This is a genomic window from Janthinobacterium sp. FW305-129 (genome assembly GCF_020858115.1).
Lineage (GTDB): Bacteria > Pseudomonadota > Gammaproteobacteria > Burkholderiales > Burkholderiaceae_D > Janthinobacterium.
On record NZ_JACYMM010000006.1, the window covers coordinates 76,555 to 90,845 of the forward strand.

The 14,291-nt window shown below is 64.3% G+C and carries 13 protein-coding genes; 3 read left to right on the plus strand and 10 right to left on the minus strand.

Features of this window, described 5'->3' with window-relative positions:
• Positions 1–6 precede the first annotated feature (6 nt).
• The 7 genes from modB to IGS61_RS13530 form a co-directional block, all read right to left on the minus strand.
• The gene (gene modB, locus IGS61_RS13500; RefSeq protein WP_219134163.1) at positions 7–678 is read right to left on the minus strand and encodes a molybdate ABC transporter permease subunit; all 672 of its coding nucleotides are present in this window, start codon (positions 676–678) and stop codon (positions 7–9) included.
• Positions 679–693: 15 nt separating this feature from the next.
• Positions 694–1,452 carry a molybdate ABC transporter substrate-binding protein gene (gene modA / locus IGS61_RS13505; RefSeq protein ID WP_230540055.1) on the minus strand — a complete coding sequence of 253 codons (759 nt, stop codon included), beginning with the start codon at positions 1,450–1,452 and terminating at the stop codon, positions 694–696.
• A 119-nt stretch (positions 1,453–1,571) separates the two neighbouring features.
• Positions 1,572–2,588: a bile acid:sodium symporter family protein gene (locus tag IGS61_RS13510; protein WP_230540056.1), complete on the minus strand. Its 1,017-nt coding sequence runs from the start codon at positions 2,586–2,588 to the stop codon at positions 1,572–1,574.
• Between the two features lie 200 nt (positions 2,589–2,788).
• Complete coding sequence (locus IGS61_RS13515) at positions 2,789–3,151, minus strand: BON domain-containing protein (protein ID WP_034752546.1); 363 nt, start codon at positions 3,149–3,151, stop codon at positions 2,789–2,791.
• 267 nt (positions 3,152–3,418) lie between these two features.
• Positions 3,419–4,786 (minus strand): sigma 54-interacting transcriptional regulator, encoded by a 1,368-nt coding sequence (locus tag IGS61_RS13520; protein WP_230540057.1) that lies wholly within the window; start codon positions 4,784–4,786, stop codon positions 3,419–3,421.
• On the minus strand, positions 4,783–5,325 hold the full coding sequence (locus IGS61_RS13525; protein WP_230540058.1) for a hypothetical protein: 543 nt from the start codon (positions 5,323–5,325) through the stop codon (positions 4,783–4,785). The genes IGS61_RS13520 and IGS61_RS13525 overlap by 4 nt, the downstream gene beginning before the upstream one ends.
• Entirely contained in the window at positions 5,322–6,734 is a 1,413-nt protein-coding gene (locus IGS61_RS13530; protein WP_230540059.1) for a HAMP domain-containing sensor histidine kinase, read from the minus strand. The genes IGS61_RS13525 and IGS61_RS13530 overlap by 4 nt, the downstream gene beginning before the upstream one ends.
• A 280-nt stretch (positions 6,735–7,014) precedes the next feature.
• On the opposite strand from IGS61_RS13530, the gene IGS61_RS13535 reads away from it, so the two are divergent.
• A complete protein-coding gene (locus tag IGS61_RS13535; RefSeq protein ID WP_230540060.1) occupies positions 7,015–9,885 on the plus strand; it encodes an insulinase family protein in 2,871 nt (956 codons plus the stop codon).
• A gap of 28 nt (positions 9,886–9,913) precedes the next feature.
• Here the strand turns inward: IGS61_RS13535 and IGS61_RS13540 are convergent, their stop codons facing one another.
• The gene (locus IGS61_RS13540) at positions 9,914–10,318 is read right to left on the minus strand and encodes a VOC family protein (protein WP_230540061.1); all 405 of its coding nucleotides are present in this window, start codon (positions 10,316–10,318) and stop codon (positions 9,914–9,916) included.
• Between the two features lie 57 nt (positions 10,319–10,375).
• Complete coding sequence (locus IGS61_RS13545) at positions 10,376–11,266, minus strand: helix-turn-helix domain-containing protein (RefSeq protein ID WP_230540062.1); 891 nt, start codon at positions 11,264–11,266, stop codon at positions 10,376–10,378.
• Between the two features lie 129 nt (positions 11,267–11,395).
• Here IGS61_RS13545 and IGS61_RS13550 point away from each other — a divergent pair, with 129 nt between their 5' ends.
• The gene (locus IGS61_RS13550; protein ID WP_230540063.1) at positions 11,396–12,439 is read left to right on the plus strand and encodes a methyltransferase domain-containing protein; all 1,044 of its coding nucleotides are present in this window, start codon (positions 11,396–11,398) and stop codon (positions 12,437–12,439) included.
• A gap of 117 nt (positions 12,440–12,556) precedes the next feature.
• A complete protein-coding gene (locus IGS61_RS13555; RefSeq protein WP_230540064.1) occupies positions 12,557–13,309 on the plus strand; it encodes an SDR family oxidoreductase in 753 nt (250 codons plus the stop codon).
• On the opposite strand, the gene IGS61_RS13560 is transcribed toward IGS61_RS13555, so the two are convergent.
• Complete coding sequence (locus tag IGS61_RS13560) at positions 13,306–14,205, minus strand: LysR substrate-binding domain-containing protein (protein WP_230540065.1); 900 nt, start codon at positions 14,203–14,205, stop codon at positions 13,306–13,308. The two genes, IGS61_RS13555 and IGS61_RS13560, sit on opposite strands and share 4 nt — an antisense overlap.
• Between the last annotated feature and the right edge of the window lie 86 nt (positions 14,206–14,291).

Here is a 14,291-nt window from a genome sequence, read left to right on the forward strand (position 1 = left end):
TCAGCGTCATTTGTGCGCGATGCGCCCGGGCGCCAGACGGCCAGCCGACAGCAGCACCACGATGCAGACCAGGGAGATAATCACGACCAGCGTATTGGCCACGTCGTCCTGCCCCGCCTGCACGGCCTCATACACGGCCACCGACAGGGTCTGCGTCTTGCCGGGAATGCTGCCGGCCACCATCAGCGTGGCGCCGAATTCACCGAGCGCGCGCACGAATCCCAGCAGCACGCCGGCGAGGATGCCGCGCCAGGCCAGCGGCAAGGTGACGCGGAAGAAAATCGCCATTTCCGGGAGGCCCAGCACGCGGGCCGCCTGCTCCAGCTGGCCGTCGACCGCTTCGAAGGCGGCGCGCGCGGGCTTGAAGACGAGCGGAAAGGCGACGACTGTGGAAGCGATCACGGCGCCCTGCCACGTAAAGATCAGGTTGATGCCGAAGTTGTCCTGCAGCCAGATGCCCAAGGTGCCGCGCCGGCCCAGCAGCACCAGCAGGTAATAGCCGAGCACGGTGGGCGGCATCACCATCGGCAGGGTCAAGAGGGCATCGAGCAGTTCGCGCCCGGGAAAACGCGTGCGCGCCAGCAGATAGCCCGTTCCGATGCCGAGCAGCAAATTGAGCGCCGTGGCCCACGCCGCTACTTTGAGCGACAGGGCCAGCGCGGTCCAGGCGATATCCATGCGGGCGTGGAGGCGTTAGGGTTTCTTGAAGCCGTACTTGGCCAGGATGGCTTGCGCCGGCGCAGTTTGCAAATAGCTGACGAAACGCTTCGCTTCGGCCGTATTGCCGCTGCCCTTGATGGTGGCGATCGGGTACAGCACGGGCGCGTCCAGCGGCACCTCCAGCACCACGCTGACCTTGTCTTTCATGATGGCCGCGTCGGTGGCGTAAACAAAGCCCGCATCGACTTCGCCGCGCGCCACGTAATCGAGCGACTGGCGCACGTTCTGTGTGCCGATGGCCTTGGGCTGCACGGCGTCCCACAGCTTCGCCTTCTTCAGCGCGCCTTCGGAATAGCGGCCGACGGGCACGCTGGCCGGGTTGGCGATGGCCACGCGGGTCACGCCCTTGTGCGTCAGGTCGGCCAAAGCCTTGATGCCCAGCTTGCTATCGTGCGGCACGATCAGCACCAGGCTGTTGCCAACGAAATCCATGCGGTCGGCCGGCAATACCAGGCCCTGCTTTTGCGCCGCATCCATGGTTTCCTGGTCGGCAGAGGCAAACACATCCACGGGCGCGCCCTTGACGATCTGCTGCAGCAGCACGCCCGAGGCGGCGAAGTTCAGGGACACCTTGCTGCCCGGATATTGCGCCTCGTAGCCTTGCGCCGCATCCTTGAACGCGTTCGTCAGGCTGGCCGCGGCCGACACCACCACTTCGCCGGCAAAGGCGGAAGTGGCGGCGGTGGCGAGAAGAGCGGTGCCAAGCAGGCGGGCGAGGGAGGTGAGGCGCATGATCGTATCCTTGTAAAGTGAACGGTGAACAAGGAGCGTAATATACACTTATATATAGCGTTCTGCCACGGCACAGGTCAAGACAGCTGAACTTGCTTCACGCGAATCCTGGTGCAGACTCAGGCGGCCACTTTCCCGCTGTCCAGCTCGTCGTCCTTGCGCCGCGCATAGCGCTGCGCGATCACGGCGCAGATCATCAGCTGAATCTGGTGGAACAGCATCAGCGGCAAAATCACCATGCCCAGCGAGTGGGTGGCAAACAAGACCTTGGCCATCGGCACGCCGCTGGCCAGGCTTTTCTTCGAGCCGCAGAAAACGATGGCGATCTCATCTTCCTTGTTAAAACCCAGGCGGCGGCTGATGAACGTCATCAGGCCCAGGACCAGCGCCAGCAGCACGATGCTGAACAGGCTCAGGGCGACCAGAGTTTCCACCGAGATCGTGTGCCACAGGCCTTCGCTGACGGCTTCGCTGAAGGCCGTGTAGACCACCAGCAAAATGGAACCCTGGTCGACGAATTTCAGCATGGCCTTGTGGCGGTCGACCCAGCGGCCGATCCAGCGGCGCAGGAACTGGCCGGCCAGGAAGGGCAACAGCAGTTGCATGACAATCGACAATACCGCGTCGACCGACGACTTGCTTTCCGCTCCCTTGGCCACCAGCAAGCCCACCAGGATGGGGGCAAGGAAGATGCCGATGAAATTCGAGGCCGAGGCGCTGCAGATGGCGGCCGGCACGTTACCGCGCGCCATGGCCGTCAAGGCGATCGACGATTGCACGGTCGACGGCAGCGCGCACAGGAACAGGATGCCCACGTACAGCTCGGGCGTGAGGAAAGTCAGCGCCAGCGGGCGCAGGGCCAGCCCCAGCAGGGGGAACAAAATAAACGTGCTGGCCAGCACCAGCAAATGCAGGCGCCAGTGCATGACGCCGGCCACCACGGCTTCGCGCGACAGCTTGGCGCCGTGCAAAAAGAACAGGGCGCCGATGGCCACCGTGGTGATATTGCCGAAGACCACGGCCGTCTGGCCCGTGCAGGGCAGGAAACTGGCCAGCGCCACGGTGACGAGCAGGGCGATGGTGAAGTTGTCGGGTTTGAGATTGCGCAACAGGGCGGCGGGAAAGAATGAAGACATGCGGTAGCCTGGTAGCGGCCCAGCCGTGCAACACTGCGCCGTGGATGACAAAAAGCGCCGGAATCGGCGCCAGTGCTGGCTATTCTAACCCCATTGCCGAGCTATCTGCCTGGAAGCAGGCGTGGCTTGTGGACACAATGGCACAAAAAAATGCCCTGTCCGCAGACAGGGCAACCCGGAGTAAAGTACAGCGCGAGGAATTAACCGGCGGCTTTGACTTTCAGCTCGTTCTTGATTTCTTTCACGCCGCTCACGGAAGCGACGATCTGCACGACGCGGTCACCCGCTTCGGCGCTCGGCACGTCGCCCGACAGGACGACCACACCTTGCTGGGTTGCTACCTTGACTGGCAGGGCAGCGGCTTGCGCATCGGCGCTCAGGGCGGCCTTGGCCGAGGAAGTGATGGTTTCATCAGGGACGGCAGCGGCGGCGTTGGCGGCCACGACGGTGTCAGCAGGAGCTTGTGCTTTTGGGGCGGAGTCAGCTGCATGCGAAGCGGTGATCGAGGCGCCCGACAGTACGATAGCGGCGACCAGGGTATTGAACAGTTTCGATGTTTGCATGGTAGTTCCTCTCAATGAAGTTAAAAGCTTCTTACTTAGATAAAGCAACACTTTGAAGCGTCACATCTACCCATACAGCAAGCACCGTGCCAGCTTTTAATTTCCCTTCAAAATCAGCGACTTACAATCAAACTTGATTTTTTCAGCCCATTTCCGCCGGATCCGGCCCGAAAATCGGGGCTTTCTGTCGCCTGGCAGCGACAGACTATGGCAAGCATATCAATGTTTTAAAATAAGTCGTTGATTATGAAGACTTTATTTTTGTCGCTATTCAGCGACAGGGTCGCCATCACCCCGGAACAGGGCCGGCGTCAGCTCGTATTTCTGCAGTAAACGGTAGAACTCCGTGCGGTTGCGGTCGGCCAGGCGGGCCGCGTCGGCCACGTTGCCGTCCGTCAGGCGCAGCAGCTGGATCAGGTAGTCGCGCTCGAAGCGCTGCTTGGCTTCGTTATAGCTGAGCGCTTCGAGCGACGGCACGCGCAGCGCCCGCTGCACCAGGGACAAGGGCACCAGCGGCGCCGTGGCCAGCGCGCACACTTGCTCGACGACATTGACCAGCTGGCGCACGTTGCCGGGCCAGGGCGCCGCCACCAGGGCTGTCAGGGCATCGGGCGCGAAGCCGTTCAGGGGCTTGTCGTACTTGGCGGCCAGTTTCTGCAAGAAATGGTTCGCCAGCAGGGCGATATCTTCGCGGCGCTCGGCCAGCGGCGGCAAGGTCAAGGTCACGACGTTGAGGCGGTAATACAGGTCTTCGCGGAATTGCCCTTCCGCCATGGCCATATCGAGGTCGCGGTGCGTGGCGGACAGCAAGCGCACGTCGACGGGCCGCGTCTGGTCGGCGCCCACGGGCCGCACGGCCCGCTCCTGCAGCACACGCAGCAATTTGACTTGCAGCGGCAAGGGCATGTCGCCGATCTCATCTAAAAACAGGGTGCCGCCGTCGGCCGCCTGAAATAAACCTTCGCGGTTGCCGACGGCGCCCGTAAACGAGCCCTTCACATGGCCGAACAGTTCCGATTCCAGCAACTGCTCGGGAATGGCGCCGCAATTGACGGCGATGAACGGCGCCTTGGCGCGGCGGCTGGCGTTGTGCAGTGCGCGCGCCAGCAATTCCTTGCCCGTGCCGCTGGGGCCGCGGATCAAAATGCTGGCGTCGGAACCGGCCACCAGCTTGGCTTCGGCCAGCAGCTCAGCCATCTGCGCGCTGCGGCTGATCAGCTCAGCGCGCCAGCTTTCGTCGCCGGACGCGGGCGCCGGCATGACGGTGGACAAGTTGATGGCGTACGCCACCTTTTCCATCAGCAACTTGCCGTCGAACGGCTTCGTCAGGTAGGCAAACGCACCGCGTGCCGTCGCGTCGACGGCGTCGGGAATGGTGCCGTGCGCCGTCAGCAGAATGACGGGCAGGGCCGCGTGCTGGCGGCGGATTTCATCGAACAGGGCCAGGCCGTCGCGGCCCGGCAGTTGCACATCGGTAATAACCAGGGCCGGCAATTCCACGGCCAGGCGCGCCAGCGCCGCTTCCGCGCTGCCCACGGCCGTCACGCGATAGTTGCCCGCCTTCAAGCGGATGGTCAGCAAACGCAGCAGGTCGGGATCGTCGTCGACCAATAAGATGTGGGCGTGCTCGCTCATTTCGGCGCTCCCGCGGCGGGGCGCACGGACAGGCTGCGCTCGATGTTTTTCAGCGCTTCCAGCTTTTCATTGAGCAAGTCGATGCGGCGCTGGGCGTCGCGCAGCTGCGCATTGAGCTTGTCGATGCTCTCTTCCTGGCGGCGCAGTTCCGCGTACTGGCTGCCCAGCAATTGCGCCAGCGGCGCCAGCAATTGCGCGTCCTTGCCCGTGGCCGTGGCCAGCGGTTCCAGCAGCGCTTGCGCGCGGGCCAGGTCGCCGGGGCCGCGCACGGTCGATTGCAGCATGGCGCGGCGTATCGTGTTGTGCGGCGCCGTATCGGCCTTGGCCAGATCCAGTTGCGCCTTCACCAGTTCCGACGGCGTCATCAGGCGCAAGGCGCTTTGATACGCCAGCAGTTCGGTCAGCTGGGGATCGGCGACCACCACCACGCGGGGCGGCGTCTGCACCAGCACGGGCGTCTGTTTGGGAGGCTTGGCGGCGCAAGCGCCCAGCAGCAGCGCGCAGGCGGCCATGCCGGCCAGGGAAGTTCTCGTCATCATAAGGGCAGTTCTATCCGAAAATGCGCGCCAGCCTGGCGCGGTAAAAGAGTGACGCTGCCATCATGGGCGGCGATATATTCGCGCACGATGGACAGGCCGATGCCATTGCCGTTGCGCGCGCCGGCCGCCTGGCGCACGCCCTGGTAAAACGGCTCGAAGATGCGTTCGGCATCCTCGGGCGCCACGCCGGCCCCCTCGTCGATGCAATCGATGCGCACGCGGCCGCCTTCACCGGACAGGGTAAACCGCACGGTGCCGCCTTCCGGGCTGAAGCGCACGGCATTCGACAGCAGGTTCGCCAGCACAGTTGCCAGCTTGTCGCGGTCGGCCTGCACGATCAGGGACTCTCCCTGCACCTCGACCGTCAAACGGCGCGCCAGCCATTGCAAGCGCTGGCCCGCCACCACATCTTGCAGCAAGACCAGCAAGTCGACCTTGCTGTGCGCCAGATGCTGGGCGTCAAAGGCGGCGGTATTGTAGCGCAGCAAGTCTTCGATCTGGGTTTGCAGCGAGGCCGTGTTTTGCTGCAGGATGCCGGCGATTTCGCGCTGGCTGTCGCTGAGCTTGCCGGCCACCTCGTCTTCCAGCAGGGCCACGCCTTCGCGCAGGGCCGCCAGCGGCGTCTTCAGCTCATGCGAGATGTGGCGCAGAAAACGTTCCTTGTCGGCATCGAGATCCGCCAGGCGCTGGCGCAGCCAGTCCAGCTGCTGGCCCAGGCGGCGCGTGTCGGCCGGGCCGCCGACGACGATGGGCTGGTCGTAGCGCTTGTCGCCCAGGCGCTCGATGGCCGTCTCGATGCGGCGCAGCGGGCGCGAGAGTAAAAAGCCGAAGCAGGTGGCCAGCACGGCCGCCAGCAGCACGGCGCCACCCACCAGCAGGCCCAGCAGGCGGCGCTGGCGTTCCAGCTCGGCCAGCAGGGCATCGTTGCGGCTGCCGATTTCCGTCTTGCTTTCGCGCGCCAGGCTGTCATTGATCTGCGTCATGCGGGCAAACGCGCGGTACACGACGGCGTGGCCATCGCGCTTGCGGCGTTTACCCGCTTGCAAGACTTCCCAGGCCGCTTGCGCCTGCACCGTCCACTCGTCGGCCAGCTGGGGAGCGAACTCGGGCGTGGCGCGGTTCAGCACTTGCAGCGCCGCCGCCGCTTCGTCGCGCGCCGCCGCGTAGCGCTCGCGGAAGACGGGGTCGTCCAGCACGAGGAATTGGCGCGCGCTGCGCTCCATGGCCAGGGTGCGTTCGGACAGGCGCTGCGACTGTTCCGTCAGGGCAATCGCCTGCGCCGCCGTCTCGCGCCCCAGGCGCGCCAGGTGCTCCAGGGTCAGCAAGGCTTGCACGGAGGTGGCCGTCAAAATGCCCGTCGTCAAAATGAAGGCGGCAAATAACAGTTGGCGAAAAGAAAGTCTGGACAAGGTGCGGCCTTCGCTACAGTCTGGTAAAAAAACGCATGGTACGCGAAGCGCCGATTCACAGACGCCAGCCACCCTGAAATGGTAAATTTGGCAATACTATGGCTTTTCCGGCCGCCAGCAAGTCCCCGTCGGCGGCGCACGAATACTCCTAGTACAATAGGGAAAAACTTCACACAGGCATCAAAGTGGCCGCCGGCCCTGGCAATACGCCGCTTTGCCCCCAGATGTGATGCACGTCCACCGACCATCCGAACCATCTACCGCAGAGATCCCATACCGCATGAGCACATTTGAAAAAGTCAGCAGCAACTTCATTCCAGTCTTGCAGGCAACCATCGAGCAATATGTCGAGCCAGCAACGGGCATGCGCCATATCCACATGCATACCGAGCAGGCTGAAATGGTGTTCCTGGTGGCCTTTCCCACTGTGCCGGAAGTGAGCGACGGGCGCGCCCACATTCTGGAACACCTGGCCTTGTGCGGCTCGGCCCGCTACCCGGTGCGCGACCCGTTCTTCTCGATGCTGCGCCGCTCGACGGCCACCTTCATGAATGCGATGACCTACCCGGACCGCACCGTGTACCCGTTCGCCAGCACCGACCGCAAGGATTTCTTCAATCTGCTCGACGTGTACCTGGACGCGGCCTTCTTCCCCAACCTCGATTACCTGAATTTCCGCCAGGAAGGCTGGCGCCACGCGTTCGAAGGCGACAAGCTGGTGTACCAGGGCATCGTCTTCAATGAAATGAAGGGCGCCTTCAACAGCCCCATGCGCGCTCTCGACAGCGGCATCGCCAGCGCCTTGCTCAAGGGCACGACGTACGAAGTGGAATCGGGCGGCGATCCGCTGAATATCCCCGAGCTGACACACGATATGCTGAAAGAATTCCACGCCAGCCACTATCACCCTTCGCAAGCCGTGATCATGACCTCCGGCAATATCGAAGCGTCGGCCGTGCAGGAACAAGTCGCGGAACGCGTGCTGTCCAAGCTCAGCGGCTTTAGCCCGCGCCGCCTGCCGCAGCTGGCGCCCGCGTGGACGGCGCCGCAGGAAAATGTGGTGAAAATTCCGTCGCAGGAAGCGCGCGACGATGAATTCGGCCTGCAATTCGCCTGGCTGATGGGCGAGTCGAGCGACCCCATCGCCTACTACCACGCGCATCTGCTGTCGCACGGCTTGCTGGGCGAATCGTCGGCGCCCGTCATGCGCGCCATGGAATCGGCCGGCTATGGCCGCCCATCGGACATGAATGGCCGCGACGCGGGCATCCGCCAGATGGTGTTCCACATCGGCATGGAAGGTTTGACGCAGGAACAGATCGCCGATGCGCACCAGCGCATCTGGACGGCCCTGGAAGAAACGGCGGAAGAAGGCATTCCCGCCGCCGTGCTGCACGCGGCATTGCGCGATATCAAATACAGCCAGCGCGAAATCAGCAGCGGCCGCATGCCTTACGGCTTGGGCCGTTTGCTGCACGCCTTGCCGCTGGCCATGTACGACGGCAACGTCATGGACGCCTTCGACAATGCGGCGATTTTGGAAACGCTGGAGCAGCAGATCGAGGACCCGGCATTCTTCAAGCAGCTGGTGCGCGAACTGATCGCCAATCCAACCCGCTTGACGACGCACGTGGTGCCCGATGCCGCCTATTTCACGGACCGCGCCGCGCAGGAAGATGCCAAGCTGGCGGCCCTGCAAGCGCAGCTGACGGACGCCGAGCGCGAGCACATCGTCGCCGAGTCGGCCGCGCTGGAAGCGCATCAGCAACTGCCATCGAATTCGGAAGTGCTGCCGCGCATCCGCCCGGGCGACGTCAGCGCCGCGCCGCGCCCTGCCCTGCCGATTCCGCCCGCCGTCGACGGCGCCGTGGCGTTCAGCATTGCCTCGAACGGCATCAGCTATGCCAACGTGCTGTACGACGTATCGGGCTTGCCGGAAGCGTCGTGGCCCTGGCTGCGTTTATATACGGACCTGGCGCCGGAACTGGGCGTGGGCGACATGTCGTTCGACGACGCCAGCGCCTGGCGCCAGAGCATGGTGCCGTCGTTCCACATCGGCCTGGAAGCCATTCCCCGCCCGCAACAGGCGATGCGCGTGGAATTGTCGTTCTCGGCCAGCGGCTTGCGCGAAGAACATGCAGCGATTGCCGCCGTGCTGTCGGCCTGGATCGCCAAGCCACGCTTCGATGAAGAAGAGCGCCTGGCTTTCCTGATCGAAAGCCTGGTGCAGGACAAACTCTCCAGCCTGGCCGAATCGGGCAACCGCTACGCCATGCTGGCCTCGGCGGCCCCGCTGTCGCCGACGCGCCGCTTCGACGACATCGTCGGCGGCCCGGCCGCCTTGCCGTTCTACCGCCGCTTGCAGCAGCTGAGCAAGACATCGGCAGGCTTGCAGGAAATCGCGCGCGAACTCGACACCCTGCACGCGCACATCATCGCCCAGCCGCCGACCGTGCTGTGCGCGGGCCTGGAACAGGATGGCATCACCCTGGCCCGTTTGCTGGAATTGCCGGCCGCCGGCACGCAGGCGGATGCGCCAGCCGTTGCCGCCGCACCGGCCGCATTGCCGCTGGCCAACACGGCCCTGCATGCGACGAGCCAGATCAACCATTGCTTCGTTTCCTGGGCCGTGCCAGGCGTGCACAATCCGGACGCTGCCGCCCTGGCCGTGGCCGCCGAACTGATGACCAACCAGGTGCTGCATACGGCCCTGCGCGAAAAAGGCGGCGCGTATGGCGGCAGCGCCAGCTATGCGGCCGGCGCCGGCACGTTCACGCTGAGCTCCTACCGCGATCCGCGCCTGGCCGGCACGTTTGCCGACTTCGGCACGACGCTCGATCAGATCCTAGCCGGCGATTTCTCGCAGGAACAAGTGGAAGAAGCCATCATCTGCGTCATCAAGGGCCTCGACAAGCCGCATTCGCCGTACGCGGAAGCGCTGACGGCGTGGAACATGCAGCAGCGGGGCACGACGGAAGCCGTGCGCCAGCAGTTCCGCACCGGCGTGCTGAATTGCACCTTGAGCCAGATCAAGGACGTGACGCGCACCTGGCTGAAAAACGGCCAGCAAAGCCGCGCCGCGTTTGCGGGCAACACGACGCAGGACCTGGCCGGGCTGGACGTGGTCGATTTGCTGGCGCTGGCCAGCTAAGCACGCTGTACCGGATTCAATACCGCAACTATTGCGGTATTGAATTCGCTTCCATGTACATCAATTCCCATTGATGCCCATCGGGATCCTGGAAACTGTGGCCATACATGAAGCCGAAATCGATCGGCTCCTTGTAGATGCTGCCGCCCGCCTGGACGGCTTTCGCCACCAGCTCATCGACTTCGCCCCGGCTCTCGGCCGACAAACACACGAGCACTTCCGTCGCCACCGTGGTATCGCACAGCTGCTTGGGCGTGAATTGCTTGAATTTGTCGTGCGTCAATAACATCACGAAAATATCGTCGGCGACGATCATGCACGTCGCCGTTTCATCCGTGAAATGGGCATTGAAACTGAAGCCCAGCGCCGTGAAAAACGCCACGGAACGTTCGAGCGACTGGACGGGCAGATTGACAAAGATTTTGCGGGCCATCATGTCTCCTTGTAGGTCGTATGAGTACATCGTGCCCGCCGATTCTACACCGGCTTTTTACCCGCCCGCGCGCCCCACGGTCTTCGGCGCGTAGCCGAAATGGCGGCTGAAGGCGGCGCTGAAATTGGCCGGATGCCGATAACCGGTCTGCCAGCCCGCCTGCGCCACCTGGCAACCATTTTCCAACAGTAACTTTGCCCGCTGCATGCGCAGCGCCAGCAGGGTGCGCTGGGGGCTGTCGTTGTAGCGGTAGCGCCACCCCTGCTTGAGTTTGAACAAACTCAGCCCCACTTGCGCGCACAGGTAATCGAGCGTGAGTGCCTGCGCCATCTGCTCCTGCATCAGCGCGTGGACGCGCTCCAGCTTGATGATGTCGGCCTCGGACCAGCGCGGCACAGGAACGGGCGGCGGCCGCAGTCCCCGCAACTGTTCCGCCAGGATACTCAGCACGCCGATATGCACGGCCAGCGGGTCCGTCGCGCGCAGCAGGGCGCGCGCGTGCTGGGCGACAGCTGCCGTGGTGGCCGCATGCGCCAGCTGGCGCGCGCCGCCGTGGGGCAGCAGGGATGCCAGGCCTTCCGGCCAGTAGCGCGCCAGCGCATCCTCGTCGACCAGCACGCGCAATTGCGCCGCCCGTTGCTGCGCCTCGAAACGGCGCTCGCCGCTGACGTGGTGAAACGCCGTCACCGTCGTATGGCCGGCCCGGAAACGCAATTGTTCGCCATCGCGCGTGGCGTAGGCGGACGCGCCTTCCAGGCCGATGGTAATGACCATGCCGCCCGCGTCGTCATGCTGCGATTGCTCGACGAGCGCCAGGCGCGGGCGGTAATCGGAATGCACGAGCAGCACGCCCTGGTCGACTTGCCGCTGGTCGGCGCGGCACTCTTTCAACCCCGGGTCCAGCTGGCGCCGCACCCAGCCTGCCGCTGCCCTGTCCTGTTCCATCATCGCTCCTCCCCGTTTTCCCGCGCGCCGTCCCGCATACGAAAAACGCCGCCGCGCATACAAATGCAAATGATAACTATTCTCATTGTTACATAAAATGACGTTGATGCCCACTTCGCCGAAAGGAAGATCATGTCATTCGATACGCAACACGCTTTGCAGCCGTACTGGGACCTGGCCGTCGCCCCCGTCCAGGCCGATGGACTGGCCGCCGCCCTGGAACTGGGTATTTTCGAGGTGCTGGCCACGCCGCACACGGCGGCGCAACTGGCCGAGGCCCTGTCGCTGCATGCGCCGCACACGGCCCTGCTGCTGGAATTGCTCTGGAGCATGCAAGTGCTGCAGCGCGACGGGGCCGACGCGGGTGCAGATGCAAGCGATCAGCGCTACCGCTGCGCGGCCGCCACCGTGCAGTATTTCTGCCGCGACTCCGTGGCCTTTTGCGGCGACGCCTGGCTGTACCGGCTGCACGCGCTGCGCCATTTCGCCACGCAATTGCACACGCTGGTGCGCGACGGCGGAAAAGCGGCGCCGTACAGCACGGCGAGCGGGGTCAACTGGGCCGCCGCCGCGCAGCAGCAGATCGGCCAGGAGCAACGCGCCGTCACCATGCGCGCCGCCCTGTCCGTGATGCAGCGCATCGCGCCGTTTGCGGACGGCAACACGCCGCTGCGCCTGCTCGACGCGGGCGGCGGCCCGGGCTGGGTGGCCATTGCGCTGGCGCAAGCCCATGCGGGCGTGCAGGGTTGCGTTTTCGACTGGCCGGAAACGGTGGCCGTGGCGGCCGCGAACATCGCCCATGCGCAACTATCTGAGCGCCTGGAGACCCTGGGCGGCGACCTGGACTGCGACGACATCGGCAGCGGTTACGACCTCATCTGGTGCTCGTCCGTGCTGCATTTCGTGCCTGACATGGCGGCGGCCTTGCGCAAGATGCAGGCGGCATTAAAACCCGGTGGCGTGCTCGTCTGCGTGCAGGCGGAAATCGCCCCGGCAGCCGGCGACGCGGCGCGCGTGCTGCCGTATTACTTGCCGATGCGCATGCTGGGCCGCGCCGTCACGCGCCAGGGAGAACTGGCGCAGCTGCTGCGCGACACGGGCTGGCGGCAAGTGGAACAATACAGTGCCAGCGATTTCCCCATGGCGCCCGTGCAAGTGCTGATTGCTCGCGCCTAACAATTATCATTTAATAATTATCTTTTTTATAGCAAAAGGGGACGCAAATGCGCTAAGCTGTGCCGGCATTGATCGATGTCATCCGCAGCACTGTGCTGCCTTCACAGGGAACCCATCATGAGTCAAGCTATTGCAGGGAAAGTCGTCGTCATCACCGGTGCCAGCAGCGGCCTGGGCGAAGCCACCGCGCGCCATCTGGCCGCATTGGGCGCCTGCGTCGTGCTCGGTGCGCGCCGCATGGATTTGCTCAATGCCATCGCCGAGGAAATCACGGCGGCCGGCGGCCAGGCCGCCATTGCCCGGACCGACGTCACCCGGCCCGAGGATCTGCAGCGCCTGGTCGAAACGGCCCTGGCCGTGTTCGGCAAAGTCGACGTGCTGATCAACAATGCGGGACTGATGGCCATCGCGCCGATGAGCGCCTTGAAAGTCGACGAGTGGAACAGCATGATCGATATCAACATCAAAGGCGTACTGAACGGCATCGCCGCCGTCCTGCCATATTTTCAGGCGCAAAACAGCGGCCACTTCATCAATATCTCGTCGGTGGCGGGACAAAAAGTCTTCAGCCCGGGCGGCACCGTCTACAGCGGCACCAAGTTTGCCGTCAGCGCCATTTCGGAAGGCTTGCGCCACGAGCTGGCGGCCAGCGGCGGCACCATCCGCACCACCGTCATTTTGCCAGGCGCCGTGGATACGGAGTTGAGCCAGGGCAGCAGCCACGCCGACAGCGCCAAGGCCGTCAAGGAGTTCTATCAGATCGCCATTCCCGCCGCGTCGGTGGCGCGCGCCATCGCGTATGCGATCGAGCAGCCGGCCGACGTGGATATCAATGAAATCGTGCTGCGCCCGACGGCGCAGGCGTTTTAAGCGGCATCCTGTTGCAGCGACTCGATGATCAGGGCCGCCAGGCGCTCGACCGGCGGCCTGGACACGCTTGAGGCGCGCAGCAATTCCAGCGACAGCGGGGGCAGGACGGGCAAGCCTGCTTCCACGTGATCGAGCGCGCGCACGGTCGAGGGCAAGCCCAGGCCCGTGCGCACCGTCACGCCCAACCCGGCGGCCGCCGCCGCCCATAGTCCCGCCAGGCTGGGGCTGGTAAACGCCGTGCGCCAGGCGATGCCGGCCCCATCGAGCGCCTGCGTGGCGCAGCGCTGGAACAGGCATTCGCGGTCGAACGTAATGAGCGGCAACGGCTCGCCCGACCCGGGCCGCCAGGCCAGGCTGGACGAGGCGATCCAGCGCATGGACGGTTGGGCAATATGCTGGCGCTGCAGCGGCGGATAGGCGGCCACGTCGGCGATGCAGGCGCCGCCCCACAGCAGGGCCAGGTCCAGCTGGCCCATGGCCAGCCCTTCCATCAGGGCCGTGTTGCGCGCCACATGCGCTTCGATGCGCACTTTCGGATGCGCGCGGGCAAAACGCCCCAGCACGTCCGGCAGCAAGGCTTCGCCAAAATCTTCCTGCAAGCCGAGCCTGATCCAGCCTTCCAGTTCCGCGCCGCGCAAGGCAACGGCCGCTTCGTCATTGAGTTCCAGCAGGCGGCGCGCATAGCCGAGCAGCACTTCGCCGGCCGGCGTCAGCGCCAGCCCCCGGCCATCCTTGCGGAACAGGGGCATGCCCGCCTGCTCCTCGAGTTTTTTCAGCTGCGCGCTGACGGCCGAGGTGGAACGGCCCACCTTGTCGGCCGCGCGGGCAAAGCTGCCCAGCTCGATGCCGGCCACATAGCTGCGCAAGAAGGCGATGTCGAAATTGAGCTGGTGCATGGCGTAACGTTAATCGTCCTGTTTTATGGGATGGTTCAGCGTAAATTATCTGATATTCAGAATGATCGTAGCGCGCCACACTGCCA

Coding starts and splice junctions, on each gene's coding strand:
- modB (WP_219134163.1), bottom strand. CDS start 678: ATGGATATCGCCTGGACCGCGCTGGCCCTGTCGCTCAAAGTAGCGGCG.
- modA (WP_230540055.1), bottom strand. CDS start 1,452: ATGCGCCTCACCTCCCTCGCCCGCCTGCTTGGCACCGCTCTTCTCGCC.
- IGS61_RS13510 (WP_230540056.1), bottom strand. CDS start 2,588: ATGTCTTCATTCTTTCCCGCCGCCCTGTTGCGCAATCTCAAACCCGAC.
- IGS61_RS13515 (WP_034752546.1), bottom strand. CDS start 3,151: ATGCAAACATCGAAACTGTTCAATACCCTGGTCGCCGCTATCGTACTG.
- IGS61_RS13520 (WP_230540057.1), bottom strand. CDS start 4,786: ATGAGCGAGCACGCCCACATCTTATTGGTCGACGACGATCCCGACCTG.
- IGS61_RS13525 (WP_230540058.1), bottom strand. CDS start 5,325: ATGATGACGAGAACTTCCCTGGCCGGCATGGCCGCCTGCGCGCTGCTG.
- IGS61_RS13535 (WP_230540060.1), top strand. CDS start 7,015: ATGAGCACATTTGAAAAAGTCAGCAGCAACTTCATTCCAGTCTTGCAG.
- IGS61_RS13540 (WP_230540061.1), bottom strand. CDS start 10,318: ATGGCCCGCAAAATCTTTGTCAATCTGCCCGTCCAGTCGCTCGAACGT.
- IGS61_RS13545 (WP_230540062.1), bottom strand. CDS start 11,266: ATGATGGAACAGGACAGGGCAGCGGCAGGCTGGGTGCGGCGCCAGCTG.
- IGS61_RS13550 (WP_230540063.1), top strand. CDS start 11,396: ATGTCATTCGATACGCAACACGCTTTGCAGCCGTACTGGGACCTGGCC.
- IGS61_RS13555 (WP_230540064.1), top strand. CDS start 12,557: ATGAGTCAAGCTATTGCAGGGAAAGTCGTCGTCATCACCGGTGCCAGC.
- IGS61_RS13560 (WP_230540065.1), bottom strand. CDS start 14,205: ATGCACCAGCTCAATTTCGACATCGCCTTCTTGCGCAGCTATGTGGCC.